Annotated in this window: 16 protein-coding genes; 7 read left to right on the plus strand and 9 right to left on the minus strand. The window is 46.8% G+C overall.

All coding sequences use genetic code 11. The features are described 5' to 3' along the window. Window positions 1-115: 115 nt before the first annotated feature. The 8 genes from Q384_RS01245 to Q384_RS01280 all read right to left on the minus strand — a co-directional run bounded on the left by Q384_RS01245 (window position 116) and on the right by Q384_RS01280 (window position 7,449). Window positions 116-301, minus strand: a complete 186-nt coding sequence (locus tag Q384_RS01245; RefSeq protein ID WP_037585463.1) for a hypothetical protein — start codon at window positions 299-301, stop codon at window positions 116-118. A 90-nt stretch (window positions 302-391) separates the two neighbouring features. Beyond that, window positions 392-1,522, minus strand: coding sequence for an AcaB family transcriptional regulator (locus Q384_RS01250; protein WP_037585464.1), 1,131 nt, complete (start codon window positions 1,520-1,522; stop codon window positions 392-394). A 33-nt stretch (window positions 1,523-1,555) separates the two neighbouring features. Then, window positions 1,556-1,834 carry a hypothetical protein gene (locus tag Q384_RS01255; RefSeq protein ID WP_037585465.1) on the minus strand — a complete coding sequence of 93 codons (279 nt, stop codon included), beginning with the start codon at window positions 1,832-1,834 and terminating at the stop codon, window positions 1,556-1,558. After that, window positions 1,831-3,555 carry a hypothetical protein gene (locus tag Q384_RS12480; RefSeq protein ID WP_051940244.1) on the minus strand — a complete coding sequence of 575 codons (1,725 nt, stop codon included), beginning with the start codon at window positions 3,553-3,555 and terminating at the stop codon, window positions 1,831-1,833. Before Q384_RS12480 ends, Q384_RS01255 begins: the two co-directional genes overlap by 4 nt. Before the next feature lie 15 nt (window positions 3,556-3,570). Continuing rightward, window positions 3,571-4,395 carry a hypothetical protein gene (locus Q384_RS01265; RefSeq protein WP_037585467.1) on the minus strand — a complete coding sequence of 275 codons (825 nt, stop codon included), beginning with the start codon at window positions 4,393-4,395 and terminating at the stop codon, window positions 3,571-3,573. Between the two features lie 3 nt (window positions 4,396-4,398). Continuing rightward, the gene (locus Q384_RS01270; protein WP_037585468.1) at window positions 4,399-5,061 is read right to left on the minus strand and encodes a hypothetical protein; all 663 of its coding nucleotides are present in this window, start codon (window positions 5,059-5,061) and stop codon (window positions 4,399-4,401) included. Window positions 5,062-5,074: 13 nt separating this feature from the next. Further along, window positions 5,075-6,550 (minus strand): ParB N-terminal domain-containing protein, encoded by a 1,476-nt coding sequence (locus tag Q384_RS01275; RefSeq protein WP_037585469.1) that lies wholly within the window; start codon window positions 6,548-6,550, stop codon window positions 5,075-5,077. Continuing rightward, on the minus strand, window positions 6,547-7,449 hold the full coding sequence (locus Q384_RS01280; RefSeq protein ID WP_037585470.1) for a ParA family protein: 903 nt from the start codon (window positions 7,447-7,449) through the stop codon (window positions 6,547-6,549). The genes Q384_RS01275 and Q384_RS01280 overlap by 4 nt, the downstream gene beginning before the upstream one ends. 306 nt (window positions 7,450-7,755) lie before the next feature. Between Q384_RS01280 and Q384_RS14220 the strand changes: the two genes are divergently transcribed. After that, window positions 7,756-7,860 (plus strand): hypothetical protein, encoded by a 105-nt coding sequence (locus Q384_RS14220; protein ID WP_425423464.1) that lies wholly within the window; start codon window positions 7,756-7,758, stop codon window positions 7,858-7,860. On the opposite strand, the gene Q384_RS01285 is transcribed toward Q384_RS14220, so the two are convergent. Then, window positions 7,857-8,048, minus strand: a complete 192-nt coding sequence (locus tag Q384_RS01285; protein ID WP_037585471.1) for a hypothetical protein — start codon at window positions 8,046-8,048, stop codon at window positions 7,857-7,859. The genes Q384_RS14220 and Q384_RS01285 overlap by 4 nt on opposite strands. A 79-nt stretch (window positions 8,049-8,127) precedes the next feature. Here Q384_RS01285 and rpsB point away from each other — a divergent pair, with 79 nt between their 5' ends. From rpsB to mfd, 6 genes are all read left to right on the plus strand, one after another. Beyond that, window positions 8,128-8,877 (plus strand): 30S ribosomal protein S2, encoded by a 750-nt coding sequence (rpsB, locus tag Q384_RS01290; protein WP_037585473.1) that lies wholly within the window; start codon window positions 8,128-8,130, stop codon window positions 8,875-8,877. Window positions 8,878-8,984: 107 nt separating this feature from the next. Next, window positions 8,985-9,857, plus strand: coding sequence for a translation elongation factor Ts (gene tsf / locus Q384_RS01295; protein WP_037585474.1), 873 nt, complete (start codon window positions 8,985-8,987; stop codon window positions 9,855-9,857). 278 nt (window positions 9,858-10,135) lie between these two features. Next, on the plus strand, window positions 10,136-10,855 hold the full coding sequence (pyrH, locus tag Q384_RS01300; protein ID WP_037585511.1) for a UMP kinase: 720 nt from the start codon (window positions 10,136-10,138) through the stop codon (window positions 10,853-10,855). Window positions 10,856-10,892: 37 nt separating this feature from the next. Further along, on the plus strand, window positions 10,893-11,936 hold the full coding sequence (gene argC / locus Q384_RS01305) for an N-acetyl-gamma-glutamyl-phosphate reductase (protein ID WP_037585475.1): 1,044 nt from the start codon (window positions 10,893-10,895) through the stop codon (window positions 11,934-11,936). Between the two features lie 57 nt (window positions 11,937-11,993). Further along, window positions 11,994-12,332: an iron-sulfur cluster insertion protein ErpA gene (gene erpA / locus Q384_RS01310; RefSeq protein ID WP_084224353.1), complete on the plus strand. Its 339-nt coding sequence runs from the start codon at window positions 11,994-11,996 to the stop codon at window positions 12,330-12,332. A 70-nt stretch (window positions 12,333-12,402) separates the two neighbouring features. Beyond that, window positions 12,403-15,819, plus strand: a complete 3,417-nt coding sequence (gene mfd, locus Q384_RS01315; protein WP_425423465.1) for a transcription-repair coupling factor — start codon at window positions 12,403-12,405, stop codon at window positions 15,817-15,819. The last annotated feature ends 32 nt before the right edge of the window (window positions 15,820-15,851 follow it).

Consider the following 15,851-nt stretch of genomic DNA (forward strand, 5'->3'; position numbering starts at 1 on the left):
CCGTTCCCGGTTCAGATTATTTTTACTGTAAACGGGGTTTACAGCCGGAACCGTGAACAGATGATTTTCTAAAACTGTAAACGGGGTTTACAGCGGCTCACTTCGCCGAGTTGCATCACTTTTCCTCTTCATTGCGTTTTCTTTTATTAAAATCAGAAACGCTTTCATTCCCAAAAACAACTTCTTCTAAAAACTCATCGGTGGTTTCCACCGCTTTAACGGTCTCTGTAACCACCGCACCCGTGATTTTGAACGGTGCTTTAACAATCTCAACCGCACCTTCAACTAACCAATTAAACATGATTTAATCCTTATTTAGTTATTGATGAAAATAAAAGAAGTTATTTAAAAATAGCTTCTTTTTGTTGCATTTAAACACTTATGGTTAAAATTACATACCTTCTTCATCTTTACCGACCAACTCACTCAATTCACCAGTAGCTCCATCGGTTTCAACCTCGTTCAATAAACCCGCTTGCCGCGCCTTATCTACCACCTGATTGACTTCTTCTTCTGTTAATTTGTTTGGCACATACAGTAATTCGGGTAATCTGTTGTAGCGCAGGATTTGTTCGTCTAAGCGCGGCAATGCACCTGCTTTCACGGCTTTGCTTAATTTAAGCAGTAACCCCTCGTCTAACAGCTGTTTGCGGATAAATCGTTTTGGTAAACTGCGCATGGTAGTAACCGTTTGAAACAACTCAACCAATAAACCGCGCAGCATGTTGTCGCCTATGTGCTGTAAATTGCGAGTTTGTTTGTTATCGGTTAAACCTTTGGCTTGCCCGGTCATCAATGCCCGAACATACAAGTCGTATTGCGTCAGCAAAGTCAGCAATTTAAAACCGTATAACCTTGTTTGAGATGCAGTAATCACCACCGGTTCTCGGTTTTCCAGCAAACTTACTTGAATGCCATTGGTCGCCAGCTTATCCAGCTCACCATAAACTTGCTGAATCATGTTTTGATATTCAGCTGCCACTGCTTTCAATTGCTGCTCTACCTGTAACAAATAGCTAAGTGCGAACGGATTATCAAGACGGGCATTTCGGGTCAGTTCATCTATCAAAAATATGCCCATTCTCAAACCTATCCAGCGTTTTTTACTCGGGTCTGATTGTCCCTCCCACATACGCAAGGCTTGTTTAGTATGTATCACCAACTTGTCGGCAGTCTCTTCCACCAAATTACCGACAATATCAAAGCGAGCGAAATCATCAGGCACGATGCGATATTCACCGCGAACGAATTCCAGACGTTTAAACGAGCGTTTTAAATGCTGGATTAACGCATTTTCATGTGCCAAATAAAGCTGTTTTGCCGCGTAATCGGGGTGGTCATCGGCTAATTCGATGTTGAGTTTTTCGCCCAGCTTCGCCTCTTCACGCGCCAAATCGTATTGGTTATCAAATGGAGAAGTATCTGATTTTTCAAATACATAATCTGTATAATTGATTTTAGTAACCGACAGCATTTTCAGAGCAGCAGGCGGCACCACAAAGGTACGTTTCATTTCAATCATTTAATATCTCCTTAATATCTTCTGAAAAGAGGTTTATGCGGGGTTATGTAATCGTTTGAGCTGTCTGTAAACGGGGTTTACAGGCGAAAAATCAGGCCGGTCTTTCAAAAAAAGGGTTTGAATTTCTTCCGGCAAAAATGTCCAATGAAACGGTCTATTCGCATTTTGGCAATGTTGTTTGAAATACAGTTTTCCGTCTTCAGCAGCATGCAGATAATCAATCAGCATTTTGTTTTCATAGGTAATTAGTACCGCTGTTTCAGCGGGCGGCAGCATTTCACGACTGCGGAACCAATGTATTTGTGCTTTCATGGCAGTACTCCGAGTGATTGTTTGCGTTCCAGCTTTTCAAGATTCCGTTTGAATTGTTGGTAATCCTCGTTTTCTTCCATGCTCTGCCGCTTCGTAGGCTCTTTCTGTTCGCGTTTTTCGCGTTCTGCAAGCATGACTTGATGTTGTTCAGCACGTTTTCGTGCCGCCAATACAGCAGGTGCATGTTCGGTAATCAATTCTCCACCGGCAGCGGCAGTTGCCAGCTTTTTGAAATAAGCAATCGGGTTGTGGATTGCTTTGTTGGCACTTTGTCCCGCCATTTCGTCCAAAATCTCTTGCACCGCTGCTGTACCTGCCTGCGGGTAAACCTGCTGAATGATTTTCAAAATATTGGCTTGATACACTTTCAAAAAATCAGGAAAAATCAAATCTTGTTCCTGTAAACCCCGTTTACAGGCTGCCTGTAAACCGTTTTCTTGTAATGCTTGTTCAGAAAAAATTTCATCAACTACCACCCCGAGCAGCTGATTAATGCTGAACTCAAATAATTCGCCGTTGCTGTGGTTGTAGTTAATAAATTTGTAGTTTTTAAAATCTATATAACAATTTCGGCTTTGGTCATTTCTGAATTTCAGGTTTTGTGCTTTCTGTATTTCTGTTCTGGTTACTTCTGAATTTCGGCTTTGGTCATTTCTGTAAACCCGTGAACTGTCGCAGGGAATACCGTCTTGTTGCGGCAAATAAGAAATTTCTGAATTTTCTTCTTGTAAATCAATTTCCTGCCCTATGTTACCGATTGGTTCTGCCTTATGTAACAAATTGACAGAAGCCTGATAAACATTGGTGTTTAACGTTTTATTTACATTTTGAATCGGCAGCAGTCTGGCAACGGCAGTTAAGATGTTTTTGCCGCAAATCAGGGTAAAAATTCGGCGCGAAGCCTCGAAATGACGTTCGATGATGAACTTGAGCAGCTTCAGCTTATTGCGGCAAGTAAGCTGTCTTGAATAAGACACAAAAATACGGCGTTGCCATTGGCTGATTGTCAGTGCGGCAAAGGCATGGTGTTCTTGGCTGCCGCAACCGTGAACGGCTTGTTTAAGCATGTAGGACAGCATAATTGCCGAATGAATACAACCGGTGATGCGGACAATATCGCGGTGATACACCAATCGTTTGGAAAAATACCGCCGAAAAAATAAAGAGGCGTTGTTATGCAATGCCGTTAAATTGAGGTCGTGTAAATCGTGATCAAGTATTTCAGTGCCTGCATTATCATTGTCTCCATCATAATCGGCTTCGGCAAAGCAATCGGCTTCGGCATATTGCTTATAGAAATTATTGTTGAACGTATGGTCTCCGTGCTGTTGTTGGGTAATCGCCTCTGCCAATACGTCCAAATTCACACGCAGTGCCAGCTTTGCCCCCATGCCAACACGTTTACAGCTGATTAAGTTCAGTTCCTGTAGTTTTTTCTTTGCCGCTCCTTGTTCACGTTTGGACAAACCTGTCTCTTCGGTGGTGGCGGATATACTTTTGAATACCCAACCGTCATTTTCTAAAACCCGTGTACCCACCCGTGTCCAATACAACAGCTGCGACAAATACACAGCAGTTTTCAGGGAGCCTGTGATGTGAATCAAGCACTCATACACGGCAATTTTGCTGCCGCCGTTGAGTGCCTGCCAGCATTCTGCCAATTGCCGATTGTATAGCGGCGGCTTAGGCAGCAAGCTATTGTGGGTGGTGAAGACATTCATGATTGGCCGCTGCTGTTATAGGGCAAGGTTACAATGCCGCGCCGTTAATTGTGCCAAGCGTTTTAAAGACACGCGGCAGCGGCGAATTTGCGGGAAACCTTGATTTTTACTCTCAATCAGGCTTAACCCTTGCAAAGACACCTGTGCATTGTCTTGTTCCCTGCGGCTTAGATACGTTAATTCAAACACGCGGTTTTGCGGCATATCCACCCATACCGTCCAATCACCGCGCTGATGCAGCGGTACAGCAGGTGTATCCGCTTGAACCGCGGCCAAAAACAACAGGTCATTCACATTTAAACCCAGAGAAAACAAGGTCTTGGCTTGTAATTTGTCCACTACTAAGGGTGGGTGATAAACATTGTTCACCGTGATTTCTGCGTTCTGCTTCAACAATTGTTCCAATTGAACTTCGTCCAAGCGAAACAAAGACCGAGCATCTTTACCGCGTTTGTTTAACAATAAATCCTTAGCCATCAAATCTTCACGAACCTTGCGCCATTGTTTGGGTGTTAATCCCGTTTCCGCTTGGATTTTATGGTCATTCAATGGCAGCCATTGGTATGGAGCCGCTACGCCGATAAACCAACTTAAAAAATAAGCTTGATTCACATCGCCAACAGCGGCAGCGTAGTGCGGAATATAGCTCAAAGGTTCGTCCCATAAAGCTGCCAGCGGTGAAGTGATTTCAGACGGTGTTTCCACATCAAAGGCGTAATCCAATTGCGCGGTTTTTTGCCATTGTTTGACTAAGCCGTTCAGCGATTTTTGTAACGAAGCAGAATTCGATGCAGGGCCTTGTAAAATCGCACCGAATACATCGGCGGTTAAACTGTTCATTTGCTATTCCTTTTCTTTTTCAGCTTGCGTAATCACCATATGCAGCTGTCCCAGTTCGTACTGCGGATACAGCTGTGCCAATACTTGGTAACGTTGATACAAATTGGGGTGGTCTTGGGTTAAGATTTGCCATGCGTGTTGAATATTCAGGCAATCATTCGGTACGGGTTGCTTTAGCCGCCCTTTATAAACAGGCAAACCCATTTCCAGCCGCAACTGCTTAATTTCACCGTCCAACAAGCGCGGACACAGCAGTAAAATCAATTGATTACTGGCTTTGTGTTGAATCAGCCATTTCACTTGCTCTACTTGTTGCTTAAATAAGCCGTCTTCGCGTTGCCATTGCCGAAGACGTTTCAATAACAGCGGTAAATTGACACCTACTTCCACAACATCTCCACAGTGTTTCACCAGCTCATTTACCTGCTCAGCAGTTAAATCGTGCAGTTCTTGCAGCATTTGCCGATACTCTCTTATCAGTAAAGTATTAAATGCAGTTTCCCTGGTATTGCGTTTACCATCAGCCAAGCGGCTGATGGCGGCGTGAATAAAACGAGGGTCATAGCCGCTGAATCGGTAATATTTGGCTTCGGTGAGTGGACGTGTACCGGTGATTATGGTGTTATTTGATGGCGGCAGCTGACTCGCTGTTACAGACATTTCCATGTGCTTCCCCTCATTAAGCTACCGGTGGCTGATTTAAAATTCTGAGATAGAATAAAATTTGGGTCAGATGCTTACCGAAAGGGTGTCCGGTACTTTGCCAATGCAACACACAGTCAATCAAATGCTCACGCTGCCCAATACCCACATCTTGGTACTCAATAAACTTGTCTTCATTTTGATACGCGATTTTGAGCATGGAATCGTCGGGTAAACTGAGAATGGCGGCGGCCGTTTTGGTCAGCCCCTCCAAAATCGCTTCCTGTCCGCTGATTTTTGCCAACAAACAAAACACATTGCCGGCATCAGCGTGTAATGCGTCAATTAAAAAGGGGCAGTTTGCTTTTTCCGGCAAGTGATGAAAATTCGGATATTCCAGATAAAACCCATACTGAAAACCGCTGTTTGCCTTGAAACAATCCAGTAAGTTCACTTCTTTGAGCCATGCACGAATGTGCTTGTGCAGCTCTTTGATGGCATTTTCAGCAGAAAATAGTGCGTTGTGGTCTGAAACGATTTCGTTTGCTGATGATGAACGAGGGTTCCCCACCGCCTGCGGTTCGACCACAGACGGTGGGGTGGTGGTGCGGCGGGATACACTGCTACCATCTGAAGTAGGTGAGTGATTATCAGTAGTTACCGGTTCTGTTGTTACCGCGCCGTATTCTTGAGTAAAAGCCGCCCACACAAAAGCTTCCAGTACATCGGTATCCAATTCACTTTTTTCTGCTTGTGAGCGAGCGTAATCGCTTAAAACCTGTTGCCAAAATACCGTGCAATCCTCGCGTAAATTCAAAGATTTAAACTTTTCTTTCAGCAATTGAAACAGTTTGCGAATATCTTTTGCTTTCTGATTGCTCAAGCTGCCTGAAAACCGTTCAGCGATTGCTTGCAAGTGTTCAGCGGCAAACAAAAACAGACTTAACGCGGAATGAGAAACGCTCAGACCATGTTCGGCAAACAACGTTTCTAGTTCACGCAATCCAATTGAATTGCCATTGCTCAGCAGATCGCGAATAGCAACATACGCCTGAGCCTTATCCCAAAACGACATCTCCACCCGTTGCTCATTCTCAATCACATGTGCAATTTTTAAATCAGATTCGGAAGTGTAAGCCGTGTACAAACAGGGCATAAGGCGGTATTTATCATCACCTGTTTCTGCGTATAACTCGCGTAAAATTTTTAGACGGGTATTACCACCTTTGGCCAAGATATAACGATTACCGTCGGGTCGGCGGGTAATATGTACCGGCTGTTGTATTCCCACTGCTTGAATTGAAGTTTTAATTTGTGCGTATTGTTCAGCCTGATAAGCCGTGCGCGGATTACCATCAAAATAATCAATTTCATTGGCCGGAACGTTTAAAAACACACTGCTTATTGGTTCGTTTGAATTTGGAGCGTCAATTAACAACGAGGATTGCTTTGGTGTACCCAATAGCAAACTGCCTCGTGTCAAAGATGGATTTAATTTGGCGGCAGTCATCATGCCACCCCTGCCGCAAAATCTTCTTCAGGCAACAAGTCTTTCATACCACCAAAGCAATTTCCTTGTAACCCTTGTTCTTTTAAGCCGGGCAGCAGTTCATACACCACCTCGTGCATGATTTTGTAAGCCGAATCCGCCTTGCCTGAATGCTGCTGTTCATGGCAATGTACAGGTAAACGTAACGTTGCGGCTTCGGTATAAGCCTTGGCTTGCGGTACCACAACGTCCAGCAATTGCTGTTTACCGTCTAAATAATGCTGGTGAAAATAGGTCTTGATTTCTTCGGCAACGAAACGAGCATCTTTAGTACGATTTTGCGCGTAAATCAGTGCGCGCATCTTGGGTACAGATAAGCCCATGTTGACTCCATGCTGCAATCGTATTAATGCCTCTTGCGTACCGGAAACAAACTCCCGCGCACTCAGTACTTCAGGCATAATCGGCGTAATCAGATATTCAGACGCAAATGCTGCCGTATCCTGTAACACACCCACCGCACCTTGTGTATCAATTAGGATAACATCATAATTTTTCTGAACAAAAGGTAAAAGTAATTTGGTTTTGAGCAGAAATGCCCGGTCATGACGATTTTGAACCTTAGTTTCAATATCGGCGGAGATGTTGTTTGATAGTATAATATCCAAATTCGGATACACCGTTTTGGACACACAAGAAGCGGCTAAAGCCTCCGAATTATCCCCGAGCAACAGCTCTACTACCCCATGCGGGGCTGAGTAGTGTAAGGGATAGTATTTTGATAATGACGGCTGAACATCAGCGTCAATCATCAACACACGACAGCCAATATCAGCCAAAATCGCCGACACATTAGCTGTTAACGTGGTTTTACCCACACCGCCTTTGGTGGCAACGGTGGCGAATACTATGGGCGCAGACATAATATTTCCTTAATATGAAGTCAGAATAAACGACTTGATTAAGGATTGTAAAATGCCTAACACAAACCCTTTTCCAAGTCAATAACCATGAAAAAGGGTTTTAAAATAATAAGTTAATAAAAATTACTGCCTTGCGTTAACACCCTTTTACATTAGGGCAATATATAAGGCAGCCTGTTTGCTTCATCGGATGTAATTAAACCACCGTTTTGCCCAATTTAAATGAAATCTCAAGCTTGAAATGTGTAAGAAGTTAAAGAGATTGAATGTATTGGCAAAAGCGAACATCGGGAGTTAAAGATCCGTATGTTGGTGTTGGTTATGCACTTGCTGAAATGGCACAAGCCGCTCGCTTTGCAAAGCAATGGTCGGCGGCGTACTATTGTTGAGCAAAGAGCGCAAATCCCTTAATATCCTAAAAGATTTGCCCTGCTTAAAAGCGAATTTACAGCCAAACCATTTTCTTTTTCATCACGCACTAAATTTTCTAAAACATTACCTCCCTCCCCAATTGCTGTTTGATTATCAAACCAATTTACTGTATCATCACAAAGTTTTTTGCAATTTCTGCGAGAAACTTTTTTGTTCTTAACGCTCACATCGGTTGCCGTAAAGGGTGCTTGTTTTAAACAGGTTCTGTGCTGCCGATGTCAGGCTTAACCCTTTGTAAGGAATAGTATGTCTCAAGTTACCATGCGCCAAATGCTGGAAGCAGGCGTTCACTTTGGTCACCAAACCCGTTACTGGAATCCGAAAATGGCGCAATACATTTTCGGTGCACGCAACAAAATCCACATCGTTAATCTGGAAAAAACCCTGCCCATGTTTTTGGAAGCCCAAGACATGGTGCGCCGCTTGGCTGCCAATAAAGGCACGGTATTGTTTGTCGGCACAAAACGTCAAGCGCGTGAAATCATTCGCGAAGAAGCCGTGCGCGCCGGTTCGCCTTATGTGGATCATCGCTGGCTGGGCGGTATGCTCACCAACTACAAAACGGTGAAACAATCCATTAAACGCTTGGAAGAAAAATCCGCCGCTTTGGAAAACGCTGCTGAATCCGGTTACAGCAAAAAAGAAATTTTGGATATGCAGCGCGAAGTGGCAAAACTGGATCGTTCTTTGGGCGGCATCAAAAACATGAAAGGTCTGCCCGACGCCATTTTTGTGATTGACACCGGCTACCAACACGGTACTTTGGTCGAAGCTGAAAAATTGGGTATTCCCGTGATTGGTGTGGTTGATACCAACAATAATCCCGACGGTGTGAAATACATCATTCCGGGTAATGATGATTCTGCCAAAGCCATTCGCTTATACTGCCGCGGTATGGCAGACGCAGTATTGGAAGGCAAAGCACAATCACTGCAAGAAGTGGTGCAAGCTGTGCAAGCGGCAGAAGCCGCCGAAGCCGCAGCGGCCGCCAAATAAGTTGCTTTTGGTAACCAAAGGGGCGCATTGCCCCTTTTTTTGAATATATTTTTCAGGCAGCCTGCATCGCCTGAATTGATGTTTGCTAAAAATTAAAGGATTTAAAAATGGCTGAAATTACCGCAAAAATGGTTGCTGATTTACGTGCCGCCACCGGTTTGGGCATGATGGAATGCAAAAAAGCCTTGGTGGAAGCCGAAGGCAATATGGAAAAAGCCGAAGAAATTTTACGCATTAAATCCGGTGCAAAAGCCGGAAAATTGGCAGGGCGCACCGCCGCCGAAGGCATTATTGCCTATGCCATTGACGGCAATATCGGCGCGCTGGTTGAAATCAACTGCGAAACGGATTTTGTGGCAAAAGACACCAGTTTCATTGACTTTGCCAATCAAGTCGCCAAAGCTGTGGTTATCGGCAACCCTGCCGATGTTGCTGCGCTGGCAGACATCAAAACCGACAGCGGTGCAACGGTGGAAGAATTGCGCAAAGCCGTGATTGCCAAATTGGGCGAAAACATCAGTGTACGCCGCTTTGAACGGTACGAAACCGACGGCAGTTTGGTAACCTATATGCACGGTGCAAAAATCGGCGTTATGGTGGAACACAAAGGCGGCGATGAACAAGCCGTGCGCCAAGTTGCCATGCACATTGCCGCGTCCAAACCGCAATGCGTGTCTGCCGATCAAGTTGATCCGGCACTTATTGAAAAAGAGCGTCATATTTACTCCGAACAAGCCAAAGAATCCGGAAAACCTGCTGAAATCGTTGAAAAAATGGTGGAAGGCCGTGTGAAAAAATTCTTGGCTGAAGTAACCTTATTGGGGCAAGCCTTTGTTATTAACCCCGATGTTACTGTGGAAAAATTCTTGAAAGACAACAACGCAGCCGTTATCCGTTTCGCCGCATTCCATGTGGGCGAAGGCATTGAGAAAAAAGAAGTGGATTACGCCGCCGAAGTGGCTGCCGCTGCGAAAGTATAAATCGGCAAGGATTACGCCATGAAAACAAAGCACTCAAGATTCAATCGTTGAATCAAGGGTGCTTTTTTTTAAACTTTTATGATGAATTTTTGTTCTGTTGTTGTTTTTAGGCTGCCTGAAAAATAAAATAGACGGCCGTCCATGCAGCACGCCGCCATTTTGAATACACAATCAATTAAAAAACCATTTACTGTGTTACACACCGCCGCACGTGATTATGTGCATTGGTAAACCCCTATTTTAACAGCGATATTCCGTACCCCCAAGAAAGAATGATGATGAGTAAACAACCTAAATACCGCCGCGTGTTATTAAAATTATCCGGCGAATCCCTGATGGGCGACGATGCTTTCGGCATCAACCGCGACACCATTATGCAGATTACCGAACAAGTTAAAGAAATCGTTGAAATGGGTGTGGAAGTGGCTGTGGTTATCGGCGGCGGCAATATTTTTCGCGGCATGGCACAATCGTCCAAAGGCATGGACCGCGCCACTGCCGACTACATGGGCATGCTGGCAACCGTGATGAATGCGTTAGCCCTCAAAGAAGCCTTTGCCAGCCACGGCGTAAAAGCACGGGTACAATCGGCATTGAGTATGCAGCAAATCACCGAAACCTATGCCCGCCCCAAAGCGATTCAATATTTGGAAGAAGGCAAAGTGGTGATTTTTGCCGCCGGCACCGGCAACCCGTTTTTCACCACCGATACCGCCGCTGCCCTGCGCGGTGCGGAAATGAACTGCGACATCATGCTGAAGGCCACCAATGTGGACGGCGTTTACACCGCCGACCCCAAGCAAGACCACGCCGCCACCCGCTACCACACCATTACTTTTGACGAAGCCATCAGCAAAAACCTGAAAGTCATGGACGCCACCGCATTTGCCTTGTGCCGCGAACAAAAGCTCAATATCGTGGTGTTCGGTATTTTCAAAGACGGCGCACTCAAACGGGTGATTATGGGCGAAGACGAAGGCACACTGGTGCATGTGTAAATCAAACCAATAAAAATCAAACAATGAAAGCAACAACATGAACCGCATCAAAATCGGCATTGTCGGTGCCACAGGCTACACCGGCGTTGAATTACTGCGTTTATTGGCAAGCCATGAACACGCCGAAGTCATCAGCGTAACCAGCCGAGGCGAAGCCGGCACGGCATTGGCAGACTATTTCCCCAGTCTGCGCGGCGTTTATCATGATTTGCACTTCCAAGCACCCGAATCCGCAAACTTAGCGGCGTGTGATGTGGTGTTTTTTGCCACGCCCAACGGCATTGCCATGAAAGAAGCACCTTCCTTGCTCAATCAGGGTGTGAAAGTGATTGATTTATCTGCCGACTACCGTTTACGTGATTTAAACGTATGGTCAAAGTGGTACGGCATGACGCATGAAAGCCCCGAATGGGCAGAAAAAGCCGTTTACGGCTTGAGTGAGTTAAACCGCAAAGCCATTCAAACCGCACAACTCGTTGCCAACCCCGGCTGTTATCCCACTTGTGTGTCTTTACCGCTGATTCCTTTGTTGCAAGCTGGCTGCCTGAAAGCATCAAGCCCGCTGATTGCCGATTGTAAATCGGGCGTATCGGGTGCAGGGCGCAAAGCGGCAGTAGGCAGTTTATTTGCGGAAGCAAGCGATAATTTCAAAGCCTACGGCATTCTCGGACATCGGCATTTGCCCGAAATCAAACAAACCATTGCCAATTTACAAAACAATGCCGCCGAACAATTTGTATTTGTGCCACACTTAACCCCCTTGATTCGCGGCATGCATGCCACCATTTATTTGCAACTACAGCCAAATACCAACCCGCACACCCTGCTTACCGATTATTATTCAGGCAGCCCTTTTATTGACATCATGCCGCAGGGCAGTACACCGGAAACCCGCTCCGTGCGCGGCGCGAATGGCTGCCGCATCAGCATACAACAAGCACCGCAAAGCGACACATGGATTGTGTTGTCGGTGATTGATAACTTGGTTAAAGGTGCGGCGGGACAAGCGGTGCAAAACATGAACATTATGTTTGGCTGCAATGAAACGGCGGGTTTGAAGATGATGCCGCTCTTGCCCTGAAAATCAGTGAAATAAAGATTCTTAAATCATTTAAAAAAGGATTGCGATATGTCTGAAATCTTAGAAGAAAGCCCGATTGTTTTCACCGAAAGCTGCTGTATTAAGGTGAAAGATTTGATCGCCGAAGAAAACAATCCCGATTTAAAATTGCGCGTATTTGTCAACGGCGGCGGCTGTTCCGGTTTTCAATACGGTTTTACTTTCGATGAAATCGTGAACGATGACGACTTCCAAATCGGAAAAGACGGTTTAACTTTTTTGATAGACCCGATGAGTTATCAATATCTTGTCGGCGCGGAAATTGACTATACCGAAAGCCTGCACGGCTCGCAATTTGTGATTCGCAACCCCAACGCCACCACCACTTGCGGCTGTGGTTCATCGTTTTCGGTTTGATTTTTCGGGTACTTTCCCCACACAGGCTGCCTGAAACTTTTCAGGTAGCCCATTGTCGTTTATAAAAAGCATGATGACTCCAGCAGAACAATTCCCGCTCCCCAAGATCGCACAAAAAGCCGTGTGGTCTGACTTATCCGCCGGCAGTTTGCCCTTATTGCTCAGCGAAAACCTGCCAAAAAAAGCACTGAAAGTGGTTTTAACCGCCGACACCGAACAAGCCTTGCGTTTACAAGCGGCATGGCAGTTTTTTGACGCGGCGGCGAATGTGGTGTTTTTTCCCGATTGGGAAACCCTGCCTTATGAGCATTTTTCACCGCATCAGGATTTGGTGTCGGAACGCTTATCGGTGTTGTGGCAATTAAAAAACGGGCAGGTGGACGTATTACTCACACCCGTATCCACTGCCATGCAGCGTTTGTCGCCGCTGTCATTTATGCTCGGGCGCACGTTTTGGCTGAAAACAGGGCAGAAACTGGACGCAGAAGCCTTGAAGCGCAATCTGGCAGACGCGGGTTATCAGCATGTTACCCACGTGGTGGCGGCAGGTGAATTTGCCATGCGCGGCGGCTTGCTTGATATTTTCCCCATGGGCAGCGACACGCCGTTTCGTTTGGATTTGTTTGACAACGAAATCGACAGCATCAAAACCTTTGACACCGACAGCCAGCGCAGTTTACAGCCCGTATCCGAAATTCGCCTGCTGCCGGCACATGAGTTTCCCACCGACGGTGATGCACAAAAAATATTCCGCAGCCGTTTCCGTGAAGAAATTGCCGCCAACGAAAAAGTGGCAACCGTTTATCAAGCGGTGTCCGACGGGCGTTTCGGCGCAGGGGTTGAATATTATTTGCCGCTGTTCTTTGAAGAAGCCTGCGTTACTTTATTTGATTACATCGGCACTGAAGCCTTATTGGTGCGCGTGGGCGATACCGATGCGGAAGCGGCGCGCTTCTGGCGCGATGTCAAAAATCGATACAGCATGGCAGCAGGCGATGCCGCCTACCCGCCGCTGCCGCCAAATGCCTTGTTTTTGAGTGAAGATGAATTCAATGCGCACGTTAAACCCTATCCGCAAGTGTATCCGCAGTGGCAAAGCAGCAGCGAACACAACTTACCTGATGTTGCGGTAAACCGCCATGCCGATGCACCGCTGGCGGCTTTAAGCCATTTTCAGGCAGCCTTTAACGGGCGCGTGCTGCTGTGTGCCGAAAGTTTGGGCAGACGAGAAACCATGCTCGGCTTTATGCGCCAGCACGGTTTAACACCCGCTGTATTGGACAATTGGCACACATTTTTACACGACACCGCGCCACTGGCATTGGCGGTTGCCCCTTTATCGTATGGTTTCAGGCTGCCTGAAAGACACATTGCCGTTGTTACCGAAGCCGATTTGTATCAATACATTGCCCGCAGCCACACCCGCCGTACCCGCCGAAAACACGCCGCCGTATCCGACGGCATGCTGCGCGACTTGGCTGAAATCAACCTCGGTGATCCCGTTGTCCACGAAGAACACGGCATTGGCCGCTACATGGGTTTGGTAACATTGGATTTGGGCGAAGGCAGCAACGAAATGATGCTGCTGGAATACGCCGAACACGCGCAATTGTATGTTCCCGTATCGCAATTGCATGTTATCAGCCGCTATGCGGGCGCGGCTCAGGAAAACGTGCATTTGCATAAATTGGGTCATGGCGCGTGGAACAAAGCCAAGCGCAAAGCCGCCGAAAAAGCACACGACACCGCCGCCGAGCTACTCAATCTTTATGCTCAGCGCGCCGCACAGGCAGGGCATCATTTTGCCTTGGACGAAACCGAATACCGCGCCTTTGCCGACGGCTTCGGCTATGAAGAAACCGAAGACCAAGCCGCTGCCATTGCCGCCGTGCTGAAAGATTTAACACAAGAAAAATCAATGGATCGCTTGGTGTGCGGCGATGTGGGCTTCGGCAAAACCGAAGTTGCTTTGCGCGCCGCATTTGTGGCGGCAATGGCGGGCAAACAAGTGGCATTGCTTGCGCCCACCACATTGCTGGTGGAACAACATGCGCAAAATTTTGCAGACCGTTTTGCTGATTTTCCGATAAAAGTAGCGCAGCTGTCGCGTTTTAACAGCAGTAAAGAAACCCGCGCCGTGTTGGACGGCATGGCAAACGGCACAGTGGATATTGTGATTGGCACGCACAAATTGGTGCAGCCCGGCATTGTGTTTCAGCGTTTGGGTTTGGTTATTATTGATGAAGAACATCGTTTCGGTGTGCGCCAAAAAGAACAACTCAAACGCCTGCGCGCCAATGTTGATGTGCTGGCACTCACCGCCACCCCAATTCCGCGCACACTGAGCATGGCTTTAGAGGGTTTGCGCGATTTTTCGCTCATTACGACCGCCCCCAGCCGCCGCTTGGCAGTGAAAACCTTTGTCAAACCATTCACTGAAGCAGGCATTCGCGAAGCCGCTCTGCGCGAACTCAAACGCGGCGGGCAAATATTTTTTCTGCACAACGAAGTTGATACCATTGAAAACATGTACGAACGCTTAAGCCAATTGCTGCCTGAAGCGCGCATCGGCATTGCGCACGGACAATTGCGCGAACGCGAACTGGAACAAGTGATGCGCGACTTTTTGCAGCAGCGGTACAATATTTTGCTGTGTTCCACCATTATTGAAACCGGCATCGACATACCCAATGCCAATACCATCATCATCAACCGCGCCGACAAGTTCGGCTTGGCGCAATTGCATCAGCTGCGCGGGCGCGTTGGCCGCTCGCACCACCAAGCCTATGCGTATTTACTGACCCCCGAATACATCACCAAAGACGCAGAAAAACGCCTTGATGCCATTGCCGTTGCCGATGAATTGGGCGCGGGTTTCACCTTGGCGATGCAAGACTTGGAAATTCGCGGCGCGGGTGAAATTTTGGGAGAAGGACAATCCGGCGAAATTTTACACGTGGGTTTCACGCTATATACCGAAATGCTCAAACAAGCAGTTCGCGACCTTAAAAAAGGGCGTGTTCCCGATTTAGATGCGCCTTTGGGTGTTGCCACCGACATTAAATTACACAGCCCCGCCCTCTTGCCTGAAGATTACTGCCCCGATATTCACGAACGCTTGGTGCTGTACAAACGCTTGGCAACCTGCGAAACCGAGCCGCAAATCGACACAGTTCATGAAGAACTCATCGACCGTTTCGGCTTACCGCCCGCGCCCGCACAAACCCTTATCGCCAGCCATCGGCTGCGCTTGAAAGCCAAACAACTGGGTTTGAGCGCAATTGATGCCACCGCAGAAGCCATTACCCTGAGTTTTGGCAAACACCACCAAATTGATCCCGCCCTCATTGTGCGCCTCATTCAAACCAATCGTGATTACCGCTTTATCAGCGCAGATAAATTGCGGGTAACAGTAGCAACGGAAACCGCAGTACAACGAGTAGAAGCAATCAACGCCGTATTGGGGCAATTGCAAAAGAAAACATAAATCCAATGGTGTAATAATTACCCCATTAAGCA

The sequence above is a fragment of the Stenoxybacter acetivorans DSM 19021 genome (assembly GCF_000745895.1).
GTDB lineage: Bacteria > Pseudomonadota > Gammaproteobacteria > Burkholderiales > Neisseriaceae > Stenoxybacter > Stenoxybacter acetivorans.

Bases quoted from the DNA above. Each gene is read 5' to 3' on its own strand.
- Q384_RS01255 (WP_037585465.1), bottom strand. From the start codon at position 1,834: ATGAAAGCACAAATACATTGGTTCCGCAGTCGTGAAATGCTGCCGCCC.
- Q384_RS12480 (WP_051940244.1), bottom strand. From the start codon at position 3,555: ATGAATGTCTTCACCACCCACAATAGCTTGCTGCCTAAGCCGCCGCTA.
- Q384_RS01245 (WP_037585463.1), bottom strand. From the start codon at position 301: ATGTTTAATTGGTTAGTTGAAGGTGCGGTTGAGATTGTTAAAGCACCG.
- pyrH (WP_037585511.1), top strand. From the start codon at position 10,136: ATGAGTAAACAACCTAAATACCGCCGCGTGTTATTAAAATTATCCGGC.
- tsf (WP_037585474.1), top strand. From the start codon at position 8,985: ATGGCTGAAATTACCGCAAAAATGGTTGCTGATTTACGTGCCGCCACC.
- Q384_RS01250 (WP_037585464.1), bottom strand. From the start codon at position 1,522: ATGATTGAAATGAAACGTACCTTTGTGGTGCCGCCTGCTGCTCTGAAA.
- mfd (WP_425423465.1), top strand. From the start codon at position 12,403: ATGATGACTCCAGCAGAACAATTCCCGCTCCCCAAGATCGCACAAAAA.
- Q384_RS14220 (WP_425423464.1), top strand. From the start codon at position 7,756: ATGTTGGTGTTGGTTATGCACTTGCTGAAATGGCACAAGCCGCTCGCT.
- argC (WP_037585475.1), top strand. From the start codon at position 10,893: ATGAACCGCATCAAAATCGGCATTGTCGGTGCCACAGGCTACACCGGC.
- rpsB (WP_037585473.1), top strand. From the start codon at position 8,128: ATGTCTCAAGTTACCATGCGCCAAATGCTGGAAGCAGGCGTTCACTTT.
- Q384_RS01280 (WP_037585470.1), bottom strand. From the start codon at position 7,449: ATGTCTGCGCCCATAGTATTCGCCACCGTTGCCACCAAAGGCGGTGTG.
- Q384_RS01270 (WP_037585468.1), bottom strand. From the start codon at position 5,061: ATGGAAATGTCTGTAACAGCGAGTCAGCTGCCGCCATCAAATAACACC.
- Q384_RS01265 (WP_037585467.1), bottom strand. From the start codon at position 4,395: ATGAACAGTTTAACCGCCGATGTATTCGGTGCGATTTTACAAGGCCCT.
- Q384_RS01275 (WP_037585469.1), bottom strand. From the start codon at position 6,550: ATGATGACTGCCGCCAAATTAAATCCATCTTTGACACGAGGCAGTTTG.